The sequence below is a fragment of the Bradyrhizobium sp. Ken64 genome, assembly GCF_055807555.1.
In genome coordinates, this window is sequence record NZ_JBVVPA010000011.1 from 135,215 (window position 1) to 158,123 (window position 22,909).

19 protein-coding genes are annotated in these 22,909 nt (G+C 63.7%); 13 read left to right on the forward strand and 6 right to left on the reverse strand.

Going from position 1 to position 22,909, the window contains the following annotated elements; translation table 11 throughout:
• Positions 1-14: 14 nt before the first annotated feature.
• Positions 15-971, reverse strand: coding sequence for a tripartite tricarboxylate transporter substrate binding protein (locus tag AC0L2F_RS19740; RefSeq protein ID WP_473249597.1), 957 nt, complete (start codon positions 969-971; stop codon positions 15-17).
• Positions 972-1,220: 249 nt separating this feature from the next.
• Here AC0L2F_RS19740 and AC0L2F_RS19745 point away from each other — a divergent pair, with 249 nt between their 5' ends.
• The 8 genes from AC0L2F_RS19745 (at position 1,221) to AC0L2F_RS19780 (ending at position 10,019) form a co-directional block, all read left to right on the forward strand.
• Positions 1,221-3,311: a molybdopterin-dependent oxidoreductase gene (locus AC0L2F_RS19745; RefSeq protein ID WP_473249528.1), complete on the forward strand. Its 2,091-nt coding sequence runs from the start codon at positions 1,221-1,223 to the stop codon at positions 3,309-3,311.
• Positions 3,312-3,444: 133 nt separating this feature from the next.
• Positions 3,445-4,227, forward strand: coding sequence for an enoyl-CoA hydratase/isomerase family protein (locus AC0L2F_RS19750; RefSeq protein ID WP_247411803.1), 783 nt, complete (start codon positions 3,445-3,447; stop codon positions 4,225-4,227).
• Between the two features lie 500 nt (positions 4,228-4,727).
• The gene (locus tag AC0L2F_RS19755; protein ID WP_247411811.1) at positions 4,728-5,363 is read left to right on the forward strand and encodes a hypothetical protein; all 636 of its coding nucleotides are present in this window, start codon (positions 4,728-4,730) and stop codon (positions 5,361-5,363) included.
• Positions 5,364-5,449: 86 nt separating this feature from the next.
• Positions 5,450-5,878, forward strand: coding sequence for a hypothetical protein (locus tag AC0L2F_RS19760; RefSeq protein WP_473249529.1), 429 nt, complete (start codon positions 5,450-5,452; stop codon positions 5,876-5,878).
• 5 nt (positions 5,879-5,883) lie between these two features.
• Positions 5,884-7,107 carry a hypothetical protein gene (locus AC0L2F_RS19765; protein WP_473249530.1) on the forward strand — a complete coding sequence of 408 codons (1,224 nt, stop codon included), beginning with the start codon at positions 5,884-5,886 and terminating at the stop codon, positions 7,105-7,107.
• 144 nt (positions 7,108-7,251) lie between these two features.
• Entirely contained in the window at positions 7,252-8,064 is an 813-nt protein-coding gene (locus AC0L2F_RS19770; protein ID WP_473249531.1) for a hypothetical protein, read from the forward strand.
• A 294-nt stretch (positions 8,065-8,358) separates the two neighbouring features.
• Positions 8,359-8,733, forward strand: a complete 375-nt coding sequence (locus AC0L2F_RS19775) for a hypothetical protein (protein WP_247411832.1) — start codon at positions 8,359-8,361, stop codon at positions 8,731-8,733.
• Positions 8,733-10,019: a relaxase/mobilization nuclease domain-containing protein gene (locus AC0L2F_RS19780; protein WP_247411840.1), complete on the forward strand. Its 1,287-nt coding sequence runs from the start codon at positions 8,733-8,735 to the stop codon at positions 10,017-10,019. The genes AC0L2F_RS19775 and AC0L2F_RS19780 overlap by 1 nt, the downstream gene beginning before the upstream one ends.
• A gap of 128 nt (positions 10,020-10,147) precedes the next feature.
• Here the strand turns inward: AC0L2F_RS19780 and AC0L2F_RS19785 are convergent, their stop codons facing one another.
• The 5 genes from AC0L2F_RS19785 to AC0L2F_RS19805 form a co-directional block, all read right to left on the reverse strand.
• Positions 10,148-11,704, reverse strand: a complete 1,557-nt coding sequence (locus AC0L2F_RS19785) for an AAA family ATPase (protein ID WP_473249532.1) — start codon at positions 11,702-11,704, stop codon at positions 10,148-10,150.
• 165 nt (positions 11,705-11,869) lie between these two features.
• Positions 11,870-12,832, reverse strand: a complete 963-nt coding sequence (locus AC0L2F_RS19790) for a GIY-YIG nuclease family protein (protein ID WP_247411850.1) — start codon at positions 12,830-12,832, stop codon at positions 11,870-11,872.
• 112 nt (positions 12,833-12,944) lie between these two features.
• Entirely contained in the window at positions 12,945-13,118 is a 174-nt protein-coding gene (locus AC0L2F_RS19795) for a hypothetical protein (RefSeq protein ID WP_247411853.1), read from the reverse strand.
• A gap of 468 nt (positions 13,119-13,586) precedes the next feature.
• Positions 13,587-14,015 carry a GlcG/HbpS family heme-binding protein gene (locus tag AC0L2F_RS19800; protein WP_247411856.1) on the reverse strand — a complete coding sequence of 143 codons (429 nt, stop codon included), beginning with the start codon at positions 14,013-14,015 and terminating at the stop codon, positions 13,587-13,589.
• Entirely contained in the window at positions 14,008-17,019 is a 3,012-nt protein-coding gene (locus tag AC0L2F_RS19805; protein WP_473249533.1) for an FAD-binding and (Fe-S)-binding domain-containing protein, read from the reverse strand. Before AC0L2F_RS19805 ends, AC0L2F_RS19800 begins: the two co-directional genes overlap by 8 nt.
• A 211-nt stretch (positions 17,020-17,230) precedes the next feature.
• Between AC0L2F_RS19805 and AC0L2F_RS19810 the strand changes: the two genes are divergently transcribed.
• The 5 genes from AC0L2F_RS19810 to AC0L2F_RS19830 all read left to right on the forward strand — a co-directional run bounded on the left by AC0L2F_RS19810 (position 17,231) and on the right by AC0L2F_RS19830 (position 22,613).
• On the forward strand, positions 17,231-18,430 hold the full coding sequence (locus AC0L2F_RS19810; protein ID WP_473249534.1) for a pyridoxal-phosphate-dependent aminotransferase family protein: 1,200 nt from the start codon (positions 17,231-17,233) through the stop codon (positions 18,428-18,430).
• 44 nt (positions 18,431-18,474) lie between these two features.
• Entirely contained in the window at positions 18,475-19,272 is a 798-nt protein-coding gene (locus AC0L2F_RS19815) for an enoyl-CoA hydratase/isomerase family protein (RefSeq protein ID WP_106946172.1), read from the forward strand.
• A gap of 139 nt (positions 19,273-19,411) precedes the next feature.
• On the forward strand, positions 19,412-20,386 hold the full coding sequence (locus AC0L2F_RS19820) for a tripartite tricarboxylate transporter substrate binding protein (protein WP_473249535.1): 975 nt from the start codon (positions 19,412-19,414) through the stop codon (positions 20,384-20,386).
• Between the two features lie 185 nt (positions 20,387-20,571).
• A complete protein-coding gene (locus AC0L2F_RS19825; protein WP_473249536.1) occupies positions 20,572-21,114 on the forward strand; it encodes a tripartite tricarboxylate transporter TctB family protein in 543 nt (180 codons plus the stop codon).
• Between the two features lie 11 nt (positions 21,115-21,125).
• Complete coding sequence (locus AC0L2F_RS19830) at positions 21,126-22,613, forward strand: tripartite tricarboxylate transporter permease (protein WP_473249537.1); 1,488 nt, start codon at positions 21,126-21,128, stop codon at positions 22,611-22,613.
• Positions 22,614-22,909: the final 296 nt, after the last annotated feature.

Consider the following 22,909-nt stretch of genomic DNA (forward strand, 5'->3'; position numbering starts at 1 on the left):
GTCGCTCTGCGGCCTCAGGACTTGTCGAACTTCTTGACCACGTCGGCCCATTTCTCGATGTCGCCGCGGAGGAATTTGTCGAATTCCTCCGGCGTCATCGACATGGGCGCCGCGCCCTGCGCAGTCCAGAGCTTGACGATGTCGGCCCGCTTCACCATCGCGTTCACGGCGGCATTGAGCTTGTCGATCACAGGTTTCGGCGTGCCGGCCGGCGCCATCAGGCCGAGCCAGATCGTGGCTTCATAGCCTGCTATGCCCGCCTCGATCGCCGTCGGCACGCTCTGTAGCACGGCTGAGCGTTGTTTGCCGGTGGTCGCGAGCGCGCGGACCTGGTTCTCGCCGATGTTCGGCGCCATCGCCGGCACCGCGTCGATCATCATCTGCACCTGCCCGCCGATCACGCCACTGCGCGCCTCCCCACTGTTGCGGTAGGGGACGTGGACGAGATCGATGCCGGCCATGGCTTTGAACAGCTCGCCGGCCATGTGATAGGGCGTGCCCTGGCCGGAGGAGGCGTAGTTCAACTTGCCCGGCTGCGACTTGGCGAGCGCGACGAACTCCTGCAGCGTCTTCGCTGCGACTTGCGGGTTCACCACGATGACGAGATCTGAGGAGTTCACCGGCGCGATCGGCGCGAGGTCGCGCATCAGCTCGTATTTGCGCTTATCCGGCGTCAGGAGGGATTCGTTCGCGGTCTGGGTATTGGACATCATCAACAGCGTGTAGCCGTCGGCGGGCGACTTCGCCGCTTCGACCGTGCCGATGACGCCGCCCGCGCCGGTGCGGTTCTCGATCACGAAGGGCTGGCCAAAACTCTCCTGGAGTGCATTGCCGATCTGCCGGGCCGCGACATCGGCCGGTCCGCCCGCGCCGAAGGGCACGACGATCCGGACCGCATGATTGGGATAGTCTTGCGCCAGGGACGGTGCTGCGGAGCATGCACTGAGCAGGCCGGCAGCCAGCGCCAGCATGAATTGTCGGGCCGTCACACCCACCTCCCTGATGTCGTTCTTGTTGGCGGCACTGTAGCGGCAGGGGAGGCGGACTGTCGACGCCTCACAAGGCCGATCGTGCCTGGAATATCCTGCGGTTTTCGGTGTGGCGGCGCGACTTTTCGCGCTCGCGGCAGGAACCGGCGGCGCGCGATTTGAGCAAATCGCATGGGCGTTGCCGGATAAATACCCTCGGCTGACAGGTATTTTGGTGTTACCAAATTGGACATGAACCAGCACGCCAAGATCGAAATCCGCCATTCGACCTGTCCGCATGATTGCCCGTCGGCCTGTGCCCTCGATATCGAGGTGGTCGAGGGACGCAGCATCGGTCGTGTCCGCGGTTCGAAAAAGCAGACCTATACGGCCGGCGTGGTCTGCGCCAAGGTCGCCCGCTATGCCGAGCGCATCCATCATCCTGAAAGGCTGGTGTATCCGCTGCGCCGAACCGGGCCGAAGGGCTCCGGCCAATTCGCCCGGATCACCTGGGACGAGGCGCTGGACGAGATTGCGGATCGCTTCAACCAGGCCGAGCGCGAATTCGGCGCGGAGTCAGTCTGGCCCTATTATTACGCCGGCACGATGGGGCTGGTGATGCGCGACGGCCTCAACCGGCTCACGCATGTGAAGAAATATTCGCGGTTCTATCAGACCATCTGCGCCAATGTCGGCCGCATCGGGTTCGCGATCGGCACAGGCAAGATCGCGGGCGTCGATCCGCGCGAGATGGCGCTGTCCGATCTCGTGGTGATCTGGGGCACCAACCCCGTCAACACGCAGGTCAACGTGATGACGCACGCCGCCCGTGCCCGGAAGGAGCGTGGCGCCAAGATCGCGGCCGTCGACATCTACGACAACGAGACCATGAAGCAGGCGGATATCAAGATCATCCTGCGGCCCGGCACCGACGGCGCCTTTGCCTGCGGCGTGATGCATGTCCTGTTCCGCGACGGCTATGCCGATCGCGCCTATATGGACAAGTACACCGATTGCCCCGGCGAGCTCGAGGCGCATCTGAAGACGCGCACGCCCGAATGGGCATCCGCGATTTCAGGCGTGCCGGTGGCGGAGATCGAGGCTTTTGCCAAACTGGTCGGCCAGACCAAGCGGACCTTCTTCCGGCTCGGCTACGGCTTCACCCGCTCGCGCAACGGCGCGGCGCAGATGCATGCCGCCAACTGCATTCCCGCGGTGACCGGCGCCTGGCAATATGAAGGCGGCGGTGCCTTCTTCAACAATTACGCGCTGTGGCACTTCAACGAATCCATCATCGAAGGCCATGACGCCATCGACCAGACCATCCGCGCGCTCGACCAGTCGCAGATCGGCCGCATCCTTACCGGCGATTCCAAGGCCCTGCACGGCAAGGGTCCGGTCAAGGCGCTGCTGATCCAGAACACAAACCCGATGACCGTTGCGCCGGAGCAGGCGCTGGTGCGGCAGGGTTTTGCGCGCGAGGATTTGTTCGTGGCGGTGCACGAGCAGTTCATGACCGAGACGGCGCAGATGGCCGACATCGTGCTGCCGGCGACGATGTTCATGGAGCACGACGATCTCTATTACGGCGGCGGCCACCAGCACATCTCGGTCGGGCCGAAGCTGATCGACCCGCCCGGCGAATGCCGCTCCAACCACGAGGTGCTGCAGGCGCTGGCGCCGCGGCTTGGCGCCAGGCATCCGGGGTTCGAGCTGACGCCGCGCGAGTTGATCGACGCGACGCTGAAGCTGAGCGACCACGGCGACATTGCCGGCCTCGAAGCCGATCTCTGGCGCGACCTGCAGCCGGACTTCCGCACGTCGCATTATCTCGATGGCTTCGCCCATGCCGACAGGAAATTCCATTTCAAGGCCGATTGGGCGCATCCGCCGTTCGGCCAGACGATGGGTGATTTCGACAAGATGCCGTCGCTGCCGGACCATTGGGCGGTGATCGAGCATTCCGATCAGGCACATCCGTTCCGGCTTGCCACCAGCCCGTCGCGCAGCTTCCTCAACACCACCTTCAACGAGACGCCGTCCTCCCAGGCGCGTGAGGGCAAGGCGAGCGTGATGATCCATCCCCTGGATGCCGCCGCGCTCGACATCGCCCATGGCGACGCCGTGACGCTCGGCAACACCCGCGGCGAGACCACGCTGATCGCCACACTGTTCGAAGGCGTGCGGCGGGGTGTGCTGATCGCGGAGTCCGTTCATCCCAACAAGAACCATATCGGTGAGCGCGGCATCAATATGCTGACGGGCGCGGACACAATCGCGCCGATCGGCGGCGCCGCTTTCCACGACAACAAGGTCTGGATCAGGAAAGCGGTCGCGGCCTGAGCCTGCGCTTCGATCGCCTTTCAAGTTTGTGTCGAGGCGCTAAAGCGGCGCCGCGCCGCAGTTTGCCCTTGCACCTTCGGCCCGAGCTGCCGCAAATGGCCGCTAAACGGGAGCCCAAGGAAGCGAGCGTGCCATGACCGACACCACAGCCGTGATCACCGAGAAGCGCGGGCAGGCGCTCTGGATCACCATCAACCGGCCCGAGAAACGCAACGCGCTGAATGGCGAGGTCATTGCCGGCATCGCGCGTGGCTATCGCGACGCGCATGACGACAAGGATGTCCGGGTCATCGTGCTGACCGGCGCGGGCGACAAGGCGTTCTGTGCCGGTGCGGACCTGCAGAACTCGGGCGCGGCTTTCGCGATGGATCATTCGAAGCCGAATGTCGACTATGCCGATCTGTTGCGCTTGTCGCAGAACGCGACCAAGCCCGCGATTGCGCGCGTTGGCGGGGTCTGCATGGCCGGCGGCATGGGCCTGCTCTGCATGACCGACATGGCCGTCGCCGCCGATCACGTCATCTTCGGCCTGCCGGAGGTGAAGGTCGGCGTATTCCCGATGCAGGTGTTGAGCCTGTTGCAGGAGATCGCACCGCGGCGCCTCGTCAACGAATGGGCGCTGACCGGCGAACCGTTCGACGCGGACGCGGCACTCGACGCAGGCCTTCTCAACTACGTCGTGCCTGCGGCCGAGCTCGACGCCAAGGTCGACTGGCTGATCGGCCGTATCGTCGACAAATCCCCGACCGCCATCCGACGTGGCAAATACGCCATGCGGGCCATCGCGTCGATGTCGTTCGACGAGAGCATCGCCTACACCGAAAGCCAGATCTCACTACTGGCGATGACCGAGGACGCCAAGGAGGGCCTGAAGGCATTCGCCGAGAAGCGCAAGCCGGTCTGGACGGGGAGATGAGGGGCGCTCCGGTCATCAGCTTTCGTTAAGCTGACTGAGATCGTGCATGGCGAACGACCTAGTTATGGTGCTGATGCAGGGAACGCAGACGGAAGACTGCCTGCCCTCAATTCCACCATCATCGACCCGCTGACCGCAATGCCCTGACCGCTTCGCGCGGGTTGCGTTTTGGAAGCGCTTCCGAAGCGTGCATCGCCACTCGCTCCTCTGTTTGCGCTATTCTTGGTCTCGCAGTCGTTCGGCCGCTCACGGGACATCTAGTCAGGCAATCAATGAGCGTGCGCTCGATCGCCTATAGGTCATTTCTTGGATCAAAGCTCCTCCCATTCGGGCTGTCCTCCCTCTCTAGTTTGACGGCAAAAGCGAAAACTTTTCGCATTTGGATTTTCTCCCCGGACCGTGCCGAGTTGCCATCATACGGAAAAGATTGACGTTTTTCCGTTTTGGTGTATCCTGACCGAGGATACTTCAAACGAGAGAGCGTTGGAGCGCGCACGACCATGATGGGCGGCGATCAGTTCGACTATGGCCAAATTCCTCCCCAGATGCGGGACAGGCTGCCGGAGCTCGAGGTCGTCATCCAGGAGGGGGTGGAGCGGGAGGCCTGCAGCGGACTTGTGATCGGCGTCGCGCTGGTAGAGGCCAAGGAAGGTCTGGGGCACGGCATTTTCTTGCGGTGGTGTCGCGTGGTTTTGGGGTTCAAGCCGCGGAAGGCGCAACTCTATATGAACGCAGCGCATCTGTTCCAGCGCCACGGCGAGGTCGTGTGCCGGCTGCCGCTGACCGCCGCTCAGGCGCTGGGTGCTGCGTCGGTGAGCGAGGAAACGGTGCACGAGGTGATCGCGCGGGTGCGGCGCGGCGAGCGGGTGACAGTCGAGTTCGTGAAGCAGACGATCCGGCGCGCCAAGGAGGGCTCCGCTAAAATGGAGACGGACTCGGCTGAATCGGTTCAGATCGCGGCGATGATCACGGAGGCGTTGGACGCCCACCAATGCCGGCTGCTGCACGCTTTTCTTGAGGAGCGGCCGTCCGCGCGCCATTTCGTGGCGGATCTTGCCGATCGCGCGGCCGCGAAGATTCGCAGGAGCCGCTCTGCGCGGGCGACGCCCTCGATCCTCAGCCTGCCGGCGCCCTAATCGAGCATTCCACGTCGTGAAGGGCGGGCCACGCGCAAGCCCAACGGAAGGTATTTTGTTCATCATCTAAGGGCAATGGCACCGCGATGATCCTTGACGAGTTGTTGACGCCGATAGTTGCTGCGCTGGCCGCGACCGAGTTGGGCGTTCCGAAAACGCAAATGGTCATCGACCAACACGTCGGCTCGTTCGAGGCGATTTTGGAGCATGGCTTGACCTACAAGCAGATTGCCGAGGGTCTGAACGTCCGGGGGGCGCGAGGTCGCACGGGCGCGGAGTTCACCGGGCAATCGCTCTACAACTTCATCAAGCGTGCTAAGGGGAAGAAGGATCGGCCGCCCGGAGCGGCAACGAGGGGGCCGTCCGTTCGACCAACCGATGTTGGCGGACCATCGCCGGCGAGCACAGCGAAGAACCAGCCGACGTCGCCCGAACTTGAAAGGTTTAAGCACCGTATCGACCAGGCCCGGATCCACAACGCAATAGACGATCTCTTCCGTCGTGGAAAACGGTAGCGCGCATGCTTATCGAGGAGGATCGTGCCGAGGTTAAGAGCCTCGTCCTCCGGGTCCGCCGTCCTTCGGCGGATGTCGCGGTCCATCTCGAAGCCCTCGACCGGGCCGCGTCGTTGTTTCAGTGCCGGAGCGCGCGGCGCGAGGCCTCGGCTCGTATCGGGGAAGTCATCTCGCAGCTGTCCGTGCTCGTAGATGCGGCGCATCACGCGGCTCACACCGGCGTCGCCTGCATTCCGTCCGAGATATTGCCTGAGACTTTCGACGCGCTGATCGGGCGTTATCCATTCTCGAATTGCGACATGGCGCCTGTCACCGCTGAAGTGCTGAAGAATGCCGTCAGTTGCGCAGTTTCTTCCCGGACGGTCGTCGTAGCTGCGCCCATCGAGCCCCATGTTGTGAATGCGGCGCTGCGCCAGGTCCCGGGCCAACCGCATTTGGTGGCCGTCAGGTCGACACCCTTCCCATTTGACGCGGCGACGACGTATTTTTTCGAAGGTTTGGCCACGCCGGCTGCGGGCGATCTGAGAAGGCGGCTCGGAGATTTCATCGCTGGGATGACAGATGTCGCGCCCAGCTTCCTTGAACATGTGCGCGATCGCGTGTGCCTCGCCACACGAGATCCGCAGCGGCAAAACCGCGGACGGCGAACGCTCTATGATTGGGCCGAGCCGTCGCCCGGAGCCCGTCTGGTTTGGGACGTGCTCGAGGCCGTTCTGGATCCCATGACGGAGCGACCGCAAGGCCCGGTTCAGGACGTCATCATTCGGATCGTCGATATCCTGGCGGGGTCGATTGGCGTAGACAACATCCGTTCCGACGTCGTTTCCGCGATGTTGACGATCTGGGTCGCGAGCTGTCAGCACCATATCGTGGCAACGCGTCTGTCGGAACTCCTGGACGGCGCGTCGGGGCGAGCGGAAACGCTGCGCCATCGGCGTCGACGCGGCTTCTGGATCGCCTGCCATGGCGCCGTCCGTGACTCGGCCGCCGAACTCTGGCGCCGGGCATGCATGGGCGACTATCATCATGTCGCGCTGCTTGGCGGCTCTTCCAAGCCGTTCGATGCCACGTCAGCCTCGCCGGCCGGCGGCGTCAGCAGCACGCCGAAAGCCCGCGCGACGGGAATGCCGATGCCGACTCTCGATCTTGCCGCCGCAGCTAGCGCCGGGACGACTTTTCGATTCCTCCGCACCCTTGCAAAAGCCTGCGCGCCCGCGCTCCGCCCGTAAGCCGAGCCAGGCGTCCTCAGACGATTGATATCAATTTCCGACGGATGACGACAATCTACGACAGTTTCCACATAGGGTTCGTGGGGGCCTTGTTCGTCAAGCCATGCCTTATTCAGCTGCTCGCCGACAGAGGAGAAGCAGCTGATGCCAGCTTGGTACTTCATTGTCATCTTGTCCGCCATCGGCGGCCAGGGAAAGAGCCTGTTTACCGAACTCGTGGCGCTGATCTTGCGCTCGCGCGGATGCAAGATTGAGGTCTTCTCGGCGGACGTCGCCGAGCGGTTGGCTGACAAGCTCGGCAGCGTCACCAAGATCGACACCGATCTGCTCGACGCATCCGACGATCCGCTTGCTTTGTTGCGGGCATTTTCACCCCTGTCTAACGCCCTCGATCAGGCGGTGACAAGCGGTAGCAGCATCGTGCTCGACACGGCGGCCACATGGGACGTGACGGTCTTGCGCTTCCTGCGCGACATGGACGTCGATAAGTTGGTCGCCGACGGGGGCGGCCAGATGATCGTGGCGCTTGTGACCACCTCGAATCGTGACGCCATGCGCGCATTGGCGACGAACACGAGCTTAGTGCGCACCGCGCTACCGCTCGCCCGGCCGCTGTGGGTGCTCAATGAACGGGTCGGCGTCGTGTTCCCGCCGAATTTCGATCCGGGCATCATCGACCTGGAGCCGGAGCACTTCGACGAGATGCGTGCGGGCGTGACGGAGATCGCGCTGCCGCGGCTCGATGACCGTCTGTGGCAGCCGGTGGACCGTGCAGGATTGAACCTCGTCGATTTCGTGAACGCCGATCCGGCGAAACTCGCCCCCTTGTGGCTCGATGCCTCCGGCCGGCCGCTCGATCGGCTGTCGGCGGCGGCGGTCCAGCGGCGCATCGCGAGCTGGATCGCAAAGATGATGGAGGAGGCCTCGCGCGGGCTCAGGTTTCCCGATGCCAATTAAGCTTGGGCCGACCTTCGCACGAGCCGAACAGCGCGGAGCCGCGGCTTCTTGCACGCTGGTCGGGCGCCTCGCTCGATCGACCAGCCTGATTTCCTTGCTGCTAGATCCGCCACGGGAGTTTCAGATGCTGACGCGGGCTGAACGCGAGCAAGTCCTCAAACTCCGGGTCCGTATCCGTCGAAGCCGGATCGGCCGGTGCGAGCACCGGCTGCGGCTCATCGGCCGCTGGATGGACGCCTTCTGGAGCAAAATCACGTGGGTGTAAACAGCTCCAAGCAGGGCAGGAAAAAGCCATTGGCGAAGCATCCAGAGATTGGCTGTAATACGCCGATCACGACCAACGCTCCTTTTTCCGTGCGGTTGCCGCAGGCACTCAAGGACCAGGCCACCGAGCGAGCGGCATCGATGAACATCGACCTCAGCCAATTCATCAAGGATGCGATGGAGGCCTACTTGTCGGGAACCCGTCCGCGCAGGAGGCGGGCCAAACACGACGGAATAAGACAAAAGCTCGCGGAAATCCACGCAACGATCATTCGCTGTGCGAACGAAATCAAGCAGAGCCGCGCTCAGGGCGCAGATGCCCAACACCTCGTGCAGACGACAATCTTGTTGCGAGATGCAGTATCCGCCTTGCTGCTGATCGCCCGCTCGATCGGGCCGCGCTGATGATCGCGCGCGCCTTTTCATATCGGGGGTCGCTAACGGACGCCCGCCGCCTCGATGCACACCTCTGGAAGGACAAGGATCAGCGTCCAGAACTCCTCGAGATGCGCAATCTCTGCGTTCGTCGGACCATCGACGGGATGCAAGTCATGGCGGCCCTGACGGCTGCGTCCCGCGCCGAGATTGCGCTCTGGCATCTCTATATTTCGCCCCGGCGTACGCTGACGGCGGACGAAGTGGCGAAGGTCGTCGATCTCGTCCTCACAGAACTCAAGGCACATGACCACCCGTTGATGGTGTTCGCCCACAACGACAAGCCGCGTGCTGGAGGAGGTGCAAATCATCTGCACCTGGTGTTGGGCCACGTTTCCCCTCAAACTTTTCGCGCGCTGGACATGCGCCATCATGCACCGAGACTCCACAAAGTCATGGCGCTCGCGGCCTACCTGATCGAGGGCGAGGCCGTCCCGAGCCGTTGGCAAAAGTCGGTCATCGAGGCGCTTCGCGCCGATGGCAACGGTCACGTTGCCGACTGGCTTATCGACGAACTCGGGGTCGTGCCGGTCATCGATGCGCCGCGCATGACCGATTCCATGCGCCGAGCGGCTCAGGCTGTTGACTTCCCGCTGCCCAGGTTTCAGTCGGAGCTGAAACGCCTGTGGAAGAGTTCAGCGACGGAAGCCGAATTCGCCTCGTTCCTGGGCCGCAACAACGTGGCGGTCAAACCGGGGAATGCGCCGAGAGTGATCGCGTTTCACCATCCGCAGTTGTTCGTTGGTGCCTTGCATCGCATTCTCAGGCAGGAGGTCTCGGTTGCTTATCACGAGGCGCAGCGCCGGATCCCCCGGTTACTTCACGCCGATGAAGGCAACCCACTCGATGCTGCCTCGTCAGATGCTTCGGCCGAGGTCCTGAAGCCGTCCGATGCTGATCGGCGCGCCCGCCTCGATTTGCAGAAGAGGATCGATGCGATAGAGCGGCCGTTGGCTCGTCTGAAGACGGAACGTCTATCGCTGATCTACCAACCGGGCCGTACAGGCTCGGGCGAGCCGATTTCCCCGGACGAAATCGCCATCCGCATTCACCGTCTTGCCCGAGCCGAGTCCATTTTGGAAAAAGCGATTTCGCTGCTGTGCCAGGATGCTGGATGGATGGTCAGACCGGAGCTCGATTTGATGCAAGCAGCGGCGAAGATCGTCACCTCGGCGGCCGAGGACATTCCGCCGAACATTGAGATCGCGCAGCGCGGGGAGGTGGAAGATGTGCGAGTTTCCGGCTGGAGTCCTTAGTGACGGAAGTTCATGCGGTTGCGAGCCTTTGAAAGCGTCCTCAAGAGACAGGGCTGATCCCGCGGGGGACTTTGGATGACAACGCCTGAGACCTTACCCGCTGTGGCACAGGGGATCGGCGCTATCGTTCAATGGCGGCTTGCGTTGACCTCGCGCTGGCGCAACACGATCTCGAGGAGGCGGCGGAGCCGTCGCACTGATCCGCCGCGCCAATGGTGCGCGATGGCGGAAGTTTCGCTCGGGCTCAGGCCCTCGATCCAGCGCCGGTCCATACCCTGGTCGCGCAGGATATCGGTGATCACCGCGGGGATGAGAGCCAGAAGGTCGGCCTCCGTCGGCTTGGGAAAGTCTATCTTGCGGAAGCGATCGAGCAAAGGAGAGGGCAGGTTGTCGATGAAATTCGCCGTAGCAACGTAGCAAACGTGTCGCAGGTCAACGGGGGTCTGCAGTGCGGGGTCCGGATATTGCCGCGCCGAGTCGATTTCGAGGAACCCAAGAAGGCAATCAAACAGGCGGCCATGGTCTCGCCCCGTCGCGGCTTTGTCGAGCTCATCGAGCAGGATCATTACGTTGGCATGCCGAGCGCGCGCGATCGCCAGAAGCGGATGGCACGGCTGCGCGGTCGCCCATCTGCGGTCGGTTCCGGAGAACGCCGCGCCATCGGCTCCACTTGAATCAGTCCGCCACATGCCGACGCCAAGCAGCTGCTGCAGCCGTTGCGCGAAACGCGTCTTCCCGCTCCCGGGCGGCCCCACCATCAGCAGCGGGCGGAAGGCGACCGTGGGGCGACCGACGAGGTCGGATAGCACAAAATCGACGACATTGGCCGCGTAGCTGAATTCCGCCATCAACTGGCGGCGCACTTCCGCAAGCGCCGGTGTCTTGATCAGCGGCAAGGGTACATCGATCAGGCCTTTCAAGGGCGTGACGATCTCTTTCAATTTATAGCCCGTCATGGTGACCGGATCCGTTCGCACCACGATGACATGCCCCTCGGGAACGTCCAGCAGCGGCCTCTCACTACTGGCGTCGCTGCGCATTGCCTCCCGCTCGTCGGCTTTACGCAGACGCTCCCGCGAGCGGGCGAATGCTGTCTCCTCGGCTTCCTCGATCCTGCGCCGCGCCATGCTGGCGCCGAGCATCGCAGCTGCCCGGATTGCGGGCGTCTGAAAGGCACCTATAACTTCGTGCGCGCAGACTGGCAGTGCCGCCCAGCCATAAACGAGGGCCTCGATCTCGGCGGCGAGCTCGAGGGGGATGGACGGCGGAAGTTTGTGAAAGGCGGCAACAAGCGCGCTTGCGACACGGCGGTGCTCTTCGTCGAGCCCCCTGTCGCGAGGTAGCGCCAGCGAGATCAGCCGCACGCCATCGGCAAGGCTCCGGCACTCCGGCTTGTCTTCGCGGACCGCCCGGTGGTCGAGCTCGACGGCAAGCGCGCATCCGCTTGCGGCGTCGGGCGTGTCGATCCATGTCTCCGTCAGGGCGATGCCCGGGCAGACCGTCTCGATTTCGGCGGCGAGGCGCTGGTAGACCGAATGGTCGGCGCGCGAGGCCAGAACAGCGTAGCGCAGCACGCGTGGCAAGCTGGCAGTGGCCTGCTCGCCGGATGCGGAATCCTCGGCCGCGCCCTCGATGACCTCCTCATCGAGGTCGCTCGGAGGCAGGTCATCCAGATCATCGATCATGAGATTGCTCGGCTCGCGTCGACGCCGAAACACGGCGCCAGCCGGTCCTACTGTGAAAATCGCGGATCGCTCTTGCCATTGCGGAGGAGGGCAAGGCCCCGCCTACGCAAACGACGAACATGGACGCTGCAGAAAACCTTCCGCAGCGTCCAGTCGCGCTCAGGTCTAGAGCTGCATCACCGGGCGCTGCGTCGGATCGACCGGCCGCCACTTCGAGCTGTCGACATGCGCCCCGCAGACGGCCTTGGCGGCGGTCGCCATCGAGGGGAAGGCGATGTCGACGGTGATCCGCATGCGATCTATGGCTCCCGGGATCGGCGTCAGCACGCCGGCCTCGAACAAGGCGGCTCGACGCGCCCGGGTCACCGGGCTCGCGCTCGGATTGGTGGCGATGCGGAAATCCGAGCCGGCGGCCACGACAAATCGGTCGTTGGCGGGATAGCCGCGCGCCCAGATCGTCTCATCATAACGCAACTCGAACTCCGCGCCGCCAGGCGACAGGTGCACGTCGATCTCCATCGGGCCGCTCTCTACATCGTCAGCCGCCTCCGGCGACAGCACCGGCGCGTCCACCTGTGGCATGCCGCCCGGCGGCGGTTCGAAGGCGGTCAAGCCGGCATCGAACAGCAAGCGCTGTGCGTCTTCGAGCATGCGCTCATGCAGCGGCAGGTCCAGCGGATCGATCTCGGGCATCCGTGGCGGGCTGCCCGCGACCACTTTCATGACGCCGCAGCGATCGGCCGCATGCGTCAGCCAGAACTGCAGGTAGGCTGCGGTCTCTTTCGTGAAGCGCACCTCCTTCGAGGTCCCGCGCACCACCACCACCTGGCGGGCCCACGCCTTCTGCGGATCGGCAAGGTGTTCACCGAGCCGCCGGCTGAAGCAGTTCGTCTCGCCGAGATAGATCGGAACGTTGCCGTCCTGAACGTCGCCGGTCATGGCATAAAAGGCCGGGCAGGCGAGCTCGCTCGCCACGAGCTTGGGGCCGAGGCTCATCGGGAACACCAGAACTTTGACATGGGCGGCGCGGTCGATGATCTCGCGAACGTCGGCAACACCTCCATACGGGCGGTGCACATGGCTCGTGGTGCGCGTGCTGATGAGCGGCTTGTCCTTGAAGTAAGACATGTTGAAGATCTCCGGTTCGATCGAATGTCCGTTGAAATCCGAACGGCAGCAGTCCCCAACACCTTGCGTGCCGAGAAGCTGTGCCGTTCGGAAAGCTCGATGGGGGGCGAGGCTAGTGGATCGCGATCCACGACAGCGAAACGCCGCCATCCACGCGCGTCAGGCGGCCCGACGAGCTCATGAGCTCCGAGTGCGCAAGGCGCGACCGGACAGCCATCTGGGAGGGAACAAGAAGATCAAAAGAGAAATTCGCCGACGAATCGGCAATATACTGGCCGATAGCCATTGGTAGACTCCTGGTTAGTCTGCTGTGGTTAGGTCGCCGTCCGATCTGAACCATCGGCGGCGGCCGCCCTTGCGGTTATGCGTAGGCCGGACAAACATAGAACAAAATGTGGCCGGCGCAAAGTCCAAATATTTGTCGATTTTCCCGAAATTCGCCCCCGGGCGATTTTCTCTCCAATTGTGCAGCTCGCTTGACAAGGCGACAACCTCGCTACCAGCCGGCCTGCGGATGGCGGAATGCTGCTCAGAGATATCTTTGCTCCCAGTTTGATAGTAAAGACCGCGAACGAAAGTTTGAGGGCCATCCGTCGTTATCTCAATAGGCGCGACGATTCTAATCAGTCGATCGACCGGTCGCGCACGCAGCAGGCGCGGTAAATTCTATTGAGGCAGGCGGATGATGCTAATGTCCTCTCCGCAACTTTATCTGTGACATTTTTCCGGTGCGCAGCGCTCGAGGGGGACATCGCTACCCAGCGTTGGCCTTTAGGGCCGCGGCCTGGATGCCCGCCACCGCACAAGCTTCGTCATTGTCGGACGTGTCGCCCGACACACCCACCGCGCCGAGCAGGGTCGTGCCGTCCATGATCAGCACGCCGCCGGGGACCGGCACCAGCGCGCCCTTGGCAATCGTGTTCACGGAATCAATGAAATAGGCCTGCTCCTGCGCGCGCTGGAACAGGGCGCGCGAGCCCATGCCCAAAGCGAGCGCGCCATAGGCCTTGCCGTGCGCGATCTCGGCGCGCATCAGGCTGGTGCCGTCCTGCGCCGCGGCGATCTTGAGCACCCCGCGGGCGTCCAGGATGGTGACGACGAGCGGCTTCAGCTTCAGTTCGGTGGATTTCGCGAAGGCGGCGTCGAGGATCTTGCGGGCGGTGTCGAGGGTGAGGTCAGCCATGACTGGTTTCCTTTGCAAGGGGAGTAGTTGTAGATCGGGTTTCGGCGCGATCGAGGCTCATCGCCAGCACGCGAGCAACGTGAAGCGCCTCGCGCTGGGCGCCGTCGTGGATCTGATGCCGGCAGGAGGTGCCGTCGGCCACGACGAGTGTATCTTGGTCCGCGCGCCGCACGGTGGGTAGCAGCGACAGCTCCGCCATCTCGATCGAGGCATCGTAGGTGTCCGCGCCATAGCCGAAGGCGCCGGCCATGCCGCAGCAGCTTGACTCGATGGTCTCGACCTTCAGGCCGGGGATGAGGCGCAGCACCTGCTCGACCGGCTTGAACGCGCCGAAGGACTTTTGATGGCAATGGCCGTGCACCAGGGCTTTGTCTGCGACGGTGCCGAGCGGCAGTTGCAGCCGGCCGGCCTCGGCCTCCCGCACCAGGAATTCCTCGAAGGTCAGCGCGTGGGCGCCGACGGCCTTGGCGTCGTCGTCCTGGCGCAGCGAGGCGAGCTCGTCGCGCAGGGTCAAAAGGCAGCTTGGCTCGAGCCCGACGATCGGCACGCCGCGTGCCGCAAAGGGCGCGAATGCGGCGACCAGACGATCGAGCTCGGATCTGGCTTCGTCGACGAGACCGGCGGACAGGAAGGTGCGGCCGCAGCACAGCGGGCGGCTGCCGCTTGCGGGTTTCGGCAGATGCACGCGATACCCGCCCGTCGCAAGCACGCGCAACGCGGCGTCGAGATTCTCGCGCTCATAGATGCGGTTGAAGGTATCGGCGAACAGCACGACCTCGCGGCCGGTTTCCGGCCCGACCGCTTCGGCAGGCGGCACGAACACGTCGCTGCGGAAGGCGGGCAGCGCCCGCCGCGCGCTGATGCCGGCAAAACGCTCGAACAGCTTTCGCAGCAGCGGGCTGCGGTTGCGCAAATTCGCCAGCGGCGCGAAGCGCGACGCGAGGCCGGCATAGCGTGGGAGGTAGCCGACCAGGCGGTCGCGCAAGGTCAGGCCATGCGAGGCCGTTCGCGCGGCGAGCACCTCGATCTTCATCTTGGCCATGTCGACGCCGGTTGGGCATTCGTGGCGGCAGGCCTTGCAGGACACGCAGAGCTTCAGCGTCTCCATCATCTCGTCGGAGGAGAGTGCGCCCGCGCCAAGCTGGCCGGAGATCGCGAGCCGCAATGTGTTGGCTCGCCCTCGCGTCACGTCCTTCTCGTTGTGCGTCGCGCGGTAGGACGGACACATCACGCCGCCCTCGAGCTTGCGGCAGGCGCCGTTGTTGTTGCACATCTCGACAGCGCCCTGAAAACCGCCGCCGGCCCCGGGATAAGCTGACCAGTCGAGTTTTGTCTTGAGCTCAGCGACGCGATACTCGGGCTTGAAGCGAAACAGCGAGCGGTCGTCCATCTTCGGCGCATCGACGATCTTGCCGGGATTGAGCACGCCACCGGGATCGAAGCGCTGCTTCACCTCGCGGAAGTCGGCGACGAGGCGCTGGCCGAACATCGTTGCGTGGAATTCGGAGCGCACCAGGCCGTCGCCGTGCTCGCCGGAATGCGAGCCCTTGTATTCGCGCACCAACTCGAAGGCTTCCTCGGCGATGGCCCGCATCGCCTTGACGTCCTTCTCCAACTTCAAATTCAGCACGGGCCGCACATGCAGGCAGCCTTCGGAAGCGTGAGCATACATCGTGCCGCTGGTGCCGTGCTTGGCGAACACCTCGCTCAGCCGCGCGGTGTAGTCGGCGAGATGCGGCAGCGGCACGGCGCAGTCCTCGACGAAGGAGACCGGCTTGCCCTCCTGCTTCATCGACATCATGACGTTGAGGCCGGCGGCGCGGAAATCGGCGATCCCGCTCTGCTGCGCGGGCTCGGTGATTTCCACCACGCCGCCCCATTTGCGCTTGTCGTTGTTCCAGCCGAAGCCGAGATCGCCCATCAGCTCGCCGAGCTGCCTCAGGCGCACGAGGTTGTCCGCCTGATCCTCCTCGGCGAACTCGACCACGAGCACCGCATCCGGATCGCCCTTGATGGCGGTGGAGATGATGGGCCGGAACATCGCGATCTCACGGCCAAGCGCGAGCATGGTGCGATCGACCAGCTCGACCGCAATTGGCTTCAGCTTGACCAGATGCTGGGCCGCATCCATCGCCTCGTAAAAACTGCCGAAATGACAGATGCCGAGCGCTTTGTTGCGGATCACAGGCCAAAGCTTCAGCTCGACCTTGGTGGTGAAGGCGAGGGTACCCTCGGAGCCCACCAGCAGATGCGCCATGTTGTTGCGCGCATTGCGCGGCACCAGCGCATCGAGATTGTAGCCGCCGACACGGCGCTGCACTTTTGGAAAGCGTGCGGCGATCTCGCCGGCCTCGCGGGCGCCGAGATCGAGCATGTCGCGGAACAGGGCGCGGGCGCTGTCGTTCGCATCCAGATCGGAGAGATCGCGCGACACCTCGCCGTAACGGCCCAGCGTGCCGTCGGCAAGCGCGGCCTCCATCGACAGCGTGTTGTCCCGCATGGTGCCGTAGCGCAGGCTACGCCCCCCGCAGGAATTGTTGCCGGCCATGCCGCCGATGGTGGCCCGCGAGGCCGTGGAGACGTCGACCGGAAACCAGAGGCCGTGCTTTTTCAGCTGGCGGTTGAGGTCGTCGAGCACGATGCCGGGTTCGACCACGCAGGTGCGGCCTTCGACGTCGAGCGACAGGATCCGGTTCAGGTGCTTCGAGAGATCGACAACGAGGCCGTCATTGACGGTCTGGCCGCATTGCGAGGTTCCGCCGCCGCGCGGGGTCACCTTCAGTCCCTCGTCGCGCGCGATCGCCAGCGCCCGCAAGGCCTCGTCCATGGTGCGCGGCACCACCACGCCGGTGGGCATGATCTGGTAGAAGGAAGCGTCCGTGGCGTAGCGGCCCCGGCTGAAAGCGTCGAACAGGACGTCGCCGGTCACTTCCCGGGCCAGACGTGCCGCGAGGCCGTCCTTTTTGGCCGATTCCTGTGATTTCCCGGGCACTTCCGCCGCCATGATCCACTCTTGCCTGTTCGCTGCCCCGTCTTGCCTCCGGTCACGGCCCTTGGCAAGGCGAGCCCTGCTTCTTGTGCATTGACGGACCCCGCCCGGCGAGGGACAAGCCCGGCGAATAGTGATATTCGAGCGGCTCGCGCAGCCCCCTTCGGCCAACAGGCTCGAAGTCGAGCTGGGCTCAAGACAGACTCAAAGACCGGGAAGGACGCCGATGACCGTGCATACTGGAAGGCATTTTCTCCAGATTCCAGGACCGACCAACGTGCCCGACCGGGTGCTGCGGGCGATGGACATGCCGACGCTGGATCACCGTGGTCCGGAGTTTGCCGAGCTCGGTTTCGCCGTCCTCGCCGGCATGCAGCGGGTGTTCCGCACCAAGCAGCCCGTGATCATCTTCCCCTCGTCCGGCACCGGCGCCTGGGAAGCTGCGATGGTCAACGTGCTCGCGCCCGGCGACAAGGTCCTGATGTGCGAGACCGGCCAGTTCGCCGTGCTGTGGCGCGGTATCGCCGACAAGTTCAAACTCGACGTCGACTTCATCCCGAGCGACTGGCGCCATGGCGCCGATCTCGCCGAGATCGAGAAGCGTCTTGCCGCCGACAAGCAGCACGCCGTCAAGGCGGTCTGCGTTGTCCACAACGAGACCTCGACCGGCTGCGTGACGCCGCCGCTGGAAGTGCGCAAGCTGCTCGACCGGGTCAAGCATCCCGCGCTGCTGATGGTCGACACCATCTCCGGCCTCGGCTCGATCGAGTACGAGCACGATGCCTGGGGCATCGACGTCTCGGTCGCGGGCTCGCAGAAGGGCCTGATGCTGCCGCCGGGCCTCGGCTTCAACGCCGTCTCGGAGAAGGCGCTCGCGGTGGCCAAGGCCAACCCCGGCATGCGCTCCTATTGGGACTGGCAGGAGGTCATCGGCTTCAACAAGCTCGGCACCTTCCCCTATACGCCGGCCACCAATTTGCTCTACGGCCTGCGCGAGGCGATCAAGATGCTGGAAGAGGAGGGGCTCGAGAACGTCTGGACCCGCCACAAGCGCCACAGCGCGGCGACGCGCGCCGCGATCAAGGTCTGGGGCCTGGAGACGCAGTGCGCCGATCCTGCCGCGCATTCGCCGGCGCTGACCGGCGTGCGCGTGCCGGATGGCCACGATGCCGATGCCTTCCGCAAGGTGGTGCTGGAAAACTTCGACATGTCGCTCGGCACCGGCCTGAACAAGGTCAAGGGCAAGGTGTTCCGCATCGGCCATATCGGCCATTTCAACGATCTGATGCTGATGGGGACGCTCGCCGGCGTCGAAATGGGCCTCGATCTTGCAAAGATCCCGCACCGGAGCGGCGGCGTGTTGGCGGCCATGGACGTCCTGAAGGGACGCGACGTGGTGCCGATGACCAAAGCTCAAGTGGCCTGAAGGCTCAGCTTGCCTGAGCTAACTTCGAGAAAAGAGAGCGCGCGATGAACGCACCGACGACCGCCAACGAAGACCTGCTCTACTCCGTCACGGACGGCATCGCGCGGATCACCTTCAACCGCCCGCAGGCGCGCAACGCACTGACCTTCGCCATGTACGAGCGCATGGCGGAGATCTGCCAGGAGATCAACGCCGACCGCTCGATCAAGGCGCTGATCCTGACCGGCGCCGGCGACAAGGCATTTGCCTCCGGCACCGACATTTCTCAATTCCGTGCGTTCAAAACCGCGCAGGATGCGCTCGACTATGAGGCGCGCATCGACCGCGTGCTCGGCACGCTGGAGCAGTGCCGCGTGCCCGTGATCGCAGCGATCGCGGGGGCATGCACCGGCGGCGGCGCCGGAATTGCGGCCTGCTGCGACCTCCGCATCGGGACTGAAACGACGCGCATCGGGTTTCCGATCGCGCGCACGCTCGGCAATTGCCTGTCGATGTCGAACATCAGCCGGGTCGTCTCGCTGGTCGGCCCCGCCCGCACCAAGGATATGATCTTCAAGGCGCGCCTCGTCGAGGCGCCGGAAGCACTGGCCCTCGGCCTCCTCACCGAGGTCGTCCCTGATGTCGAGACGCTGCAGCGGCGCGCCGACGAGACCGCCAGGCTCGTGGCGAGCCACGCCCCGCTGACGCTCGAAGCGACCAAGGAGGCAGTGCGCCGCATCCGCCGCACGCTGTCGCGCGAAGAGGGCGAGGATCTGATCCTCAAGGCCTATATGAGCGAAGATTTCCGCGAGGGAATGGACGCCTTCCTCAACAAGCGCACGCCGAACTGGAAGGGCAAGTAGCGCATCTCCGGCTTGGCTTCGTCAGCCGAAAGTCATAGGCAGCAGCATGCCCGCCTGCTTGAACTCGCTCGCATTAGTCCGCACAATGCGTTGATAAACAAAGCCAACAATTTAAGGGACGAAACTCGTGCGAATTCTGATGCAAGCTGTTGGCGTCGCAGCGGCGCTATCGTTGAGCGCGCCGGCTTTTGCCGGCTGGGAGCCGGCCAAACCGGTCGAGATCGTGGTCGCGGCGGGCGCGGGCGGCGCCTCCGACCAGATGGCGCGGATGATGCAGGCCGCCATCCAGAAGAACAATCTGATGAAGCAGCCGATCGTGGTCTCGCTCAAGGGCGGGGCTTCCGGCGCGGAAGCGCTGATGTACATGAAATCCAGCGAGGGCGACCCGAACAAGGTGCTGATCGCCTATTCGCTGATTTACATGCTGCCGCTGTCGGCGAAGATCCCGTTCAACTGGCGTGAGCTGACCCCGGTTTCGGTGATCGCGCTCGACCAATTCGTGCTGTGGGACAACAGCGCAGGCCCGAGGACGGTGAAGGAGTTCGTCGCCGCCGCGAAGGCAGCGAGCGCGCCGTTCAAGATGGGCGGCACCGGCTCCAAGCGCGAGGATCACGTGCTGACCGTGTTCCTCGAGCAGAAGACCGGGGCGAAATTCTCCTATCTGCCCTACAAGTCCGGCGGCGAGGCCGCGACCCAGCTGGTCGGCAACCACACCGAATCCAACGTCAACAATCCATCCGAAAATCTCGAAGTCTGGCGCGCGGGCCAGGTGCGTCCGCTCTGCGTGTTCGACAAGGAGCGAATCTCCTACACCAGCAAAGTGACGGAGACGCAGTCCTGGGCCGACATCCCCACCTGCAAGGAGGAGGGCGTCGATGTGCAGTATCTGATGCTGCGCGCGATGTTCCTGCCCGGCAAGGTCACAGCGGAACAGCAGGCGTTCTATGTCGAACTGTTCCACAAGGTGACGCAGACCGCGGAATACAAGGACTACATGGAAAAACAGGCGCTGAAGCCGATCTTCCTCACCGGCAAGGACATGGTGCAATTCCTCGAGGAGGACGATGCAGTCAACAAGTCGCTGATGACGGAAGCCGGATTCGTCGCGAAGTAGCCGCCTGTTCTCACTCGCCCCGTTTTTGCGGGAGCGCGACGAGCTTCGCTCGCGCTCGGGGGGGTGGGTGAGGGCTCTCTCCGCGAGTTCAATCCTCACCGTCATCGCGGACACTCCCGCTCACCCCAACCTCTCCCCGCAAGCGGGGAGAGGGGGAATTGAACTTACTCCATCCCCAACGGCTCATGCCCCAAACCGATCTTGAAATCGTCGTTGACGATCCGACCGCGCCCGAAGACGACTCGCCTTCCGTCGTCTCCTCCGGCACGATCGAGATATTCGTCTGTCTCCTGTTGCTCGCGCTCGCCGCCACCCTCGGTTACGACAATTGGCGTACCGGCGCCTCCTGGGATTCGACGGGGCCCGAGCCCGGCTATTTCCCGTTCTACCTCTCGGTCATCCTCGGTGGTGCCAGCCTCTACGGCCTGATCGTGGCGCTGGTCGCGCACCGCGCGGCACCCGAGATCTTCGTCACGCGCGCTCAGGCCCGCCGCGTGATGGCGGTGTTCGTGCCGACGCTGCTGTTCTGCCTGGCGACGCAGTTTCTCGGCCTCTATGTCGCGAGCTTTCTCCTGATCGCCAGCTTCATGCGTCTCGTCGGCAAGATCGCGCTGTGGAAGTCGCTGCTCACCGCTGTCGTATTCACGGCGATCATGTTCGTCACCTTCGATATCGCCTTCGACGTCATCATGCCGAAAGGGCCGCTCGAAGCGGCCTTCGGCCACTAAGGCGGGCCGCGATGGAAGCTTTCGGTCTGTTGCTTCACGGCTTTGCGGTCTTGCTGACGTGGAAGACCCTCGTGCTGATGATGGTCGGGCTGGTGCTCGGGATTTTCGTCGGCGTTTTGCCCGGACTCGGCGGACCCAACGGTGTCGCGATCCTGTTGCCGCTCACCTTCACGATGGATCCGACCTCGGCGATCGTGATGCTGTCCTGCATCTATTGGGGCGCGTTGTTCGGCGGCGCGATCACCTCGATCCTGTTCAACATCCCCGGCGAAGCCTGGTCGGTCGCGACCACCTTCGACGGCTATCCGATGGCGCAGCAGGGCAGGGCGGCGGAGGCGCTGACGGCGGCGTTCACGTCCTCTTTCATCGGCTCGCTGGTCGCGGTGCTGCTGATCACCTTCCTCGCCCCGATGATCTCGTCCTTTGCGTTGAAGTTCGGACCGCCCGAGTTCTTCGCGGTGTATCTTTTAACCTTCTGCTCCTTCGTCGGTCTCGGGCGCGAGGCCAAGCACAAGACCGTCATCTCGATGTCGCTGGGGCTGTTGCTCGCCGGCATCGGCATGGACACGGTGTCTGGCAATCTGCGCATGACCTTCGGCTCGTCCGAGCTGCTCCGCGGCATCAATTTCCTCGTCGCCGTCATCGGCCTGTTCGGCATCAGCGAGATCCTGCTGACGATGGAGGAGCGCCTCGCCCTGCGCGGACACGCGGCGAGCATTTCGCTGCGCGTCGTGCTGAGTGTGTGGAAGGACCTGCCGAAATACTGGGTGACGCTGCTGCGCTCCTCCTTCATTGGCTGCTGGCTCGGTATTACCCCGGGCGGCGCGATCGCGGCCTCTTTCATGGGCTACAATCTCGCCAAGCGTTTCTCCAAGGATCCCGAGAGCTTCGGCAAGGGCCGCATCGAGGGCGTGTTCGCCCCGGAGACGGCGGCGCATGCCTCCGGCACCGCGGCGCTGCTGCCGATGCTGGCGCTCGGCATTCCCGGCTCCGGCACCGCTGCAATCCTGCTCGGCGGCTTGATGGTGTGGGGGCTCAATCCGGGACCGCTGCTGTTTGTCGAGCACAAGGACTTCGTCTGGGGCCTGATCGCCTCGATGTATCTCGGCAATGTCGTCGGCCTCGTGCTGGTGCTGACGACGGTGCCGATCTTCGCGTCGATCCTGCGCGTGCCGTTCGCCGCGGTGGCGCCGATGATCGTGGTGTCCTGTGCGATCGGCGCCTATGCGATCCAGAACGCGATGTTCGACATCTGGCTGATGCTCGGATTCGGCGTCGTCGGCTACGTCTTCAAGAAGATCGGCATTCCGCTCGCGCCGTTCACGCTGGCGCTCGTGCTCGGCAACCGCGCCGAGGATGCCTTCCGTCTGTCGATGATCGGCGCCGGCGGCGACCTCAAGGTGTTCTGGTCGAACGGCCTGGTCGGCTCAATCACGACGCTGGCGATCGTTCTCCTATTTTGGCCGGCTATCGAAAAGTTCGCGCGGAGGATTTCTTGAACTTTGCCAATCCTCTTGCGAAAAATGCTAGAATGCTCACGTCGTTGTCGAGGATACCGGAAGGTTATCATGACATATAACGCCTGTCTTGACACCTGAATCTAGGAACTCTCCCAAGACTGCTGCTATATTTGGCTTCCTAGGTATAGAGTGACTAGGGGGACTCGTTGGTTCTGCGTCTGAAGTGTTTTGAACTAAATCGTAAATCGGAACGCGCTCGGTATGCCATTGGGCCAATACACTACCGCAATGGCATTGGAATTCTCCCGACTCTCTTGCCGGAGCTTTTTTCACGG

Bases quoted from the DNA above. Each gene is read 5' to 3' on its own strand.
- AC0L2F_RS19740 (WP_473249597.1), bottom strand. From the start codon at position 971: ATGCTGGCGCTGGCTGCCGGCCTGCTCAGTGCATGCTCCGCAGCACCG.
- AC0L2F_RS19745 (WP_473249528.1), top strand. From the start codon at position 1,221: ATGAACCAGCACGCCAAGATCGAAATCCGCCATTCGACCTGTCCGCAT.
- AC0L2F_RS19750 (WP_247411803.1), top strand. From the start codon at position 3,445: ATGACCGACACCACAGCCGTGATCACCGAGAAGCGCGGGCAGGCGCTC.
- AC0L2F_RS19755 (WP_247411811.1), top strand. From the start codon at position 4,728: ATGATGGGCGGCGATCAGTTCGACTATGGCCAAATTCCTCCCCAGATG.
- AC0L2F_RS19760 (WP_473249529.1), top strand. From the start codon at position 5,450: ATGATCCTTGACGAGTTGTTGACGCCGATAGTTGCTGCGCTGGCCGCG.
- AC0L2F_RS19765 (WP_473249530.1), top strand. From the start codon at position 5,884: ATGCTTATCGAGGAGGATCGTGCCGAGGTTAAGAGCCTCGTCCTCCGG.
- AC0L2F_RS19770 (WP_473249531.1), top strand. From the start codon at position 7,252: ATGCCAGCTTGGTACTTCATTGTCATCTTGTCCGCCATCGGCGGCCAG.
- AC0L2F_RS19780 (WP_247411840.1), top strand. From the start codon at position 8,733: ATGATCGCGCGCGCCTTTTCATATCGGGGGTCGCTAACGGACGCCCGC.
- AC0L2F_RS19785 (WP_473249532.1), bottom strand. From the start codon at position 11,704: ATGATCGATGATCTGGATGACCTGCCTCCGAGCGACCTCGATGAGGAG.
- AC0L2F_RS19790 (WP_247411850.1), bottom strand. From the start codon at position 12,832: ATGTCTTACTTCAAGGACAAGCCGCTCATCAGCACGCGCACCACGAGC.
- AC0L2F_RS19795 (WP_247411853.1), bottom strand. From the start codon at position 13,118: ATGGCTATCGGCCAGTATATTGCCGATTCGTCGGCGAATTTCTCTTTT.
- AC0L2F_RS19800 (WP_247411856.1), bottom strand. From the start codon at position 14,015: ATGGCTGACCTCACCCTCGACACCGCCCGCAAGATCCTCGACGCCGCC.
- AC0L2F_RS19805 (WP_473249533.1), bottom strand. From the start codon at position 17,019: ATGGCGGCGGAAGTGCCCGGGAAATCACAGGAATCGGCCAAAAAGGAC.
- AC0L2F_RS19810 (WP_473249534.1), top strand. From the start codon at position 17,231: ATGACCGTGCATACTGGAAGGCATTTTCTCCAGATTCCAGGACCGACC.
- AC0L2F_RS19815 (WP_106946172.1), top strand. From the start codon at position 18,475: ATGAACGCACCGACGACCGCCAACGAAGACCTGCTCTACTCCGTCACG.
- AC0L2F_RS19820 (WP_473249535.1), top strand. From the start codon at position 19,412: ATGCAAGCTGTTGGCGTCGCAGCGGCGCTATCGTTGAGCGCGCCGGCT.
- AC0L2F_RS19825 (WP_473249536.1), top strand. From the start codon at position 20,572: ATGCCCCAAACCGATCTTGAAATCGTCGTTGACGATCCGACCGCGCCC.
- AC0L2F_RS19830 (WP_473249537.1), top strand. From the start codon at position 21,126: ATGGAAGCTTTCGGTCTGTTGCTTCACGGCTTTGCGGTCTTGCTGACG.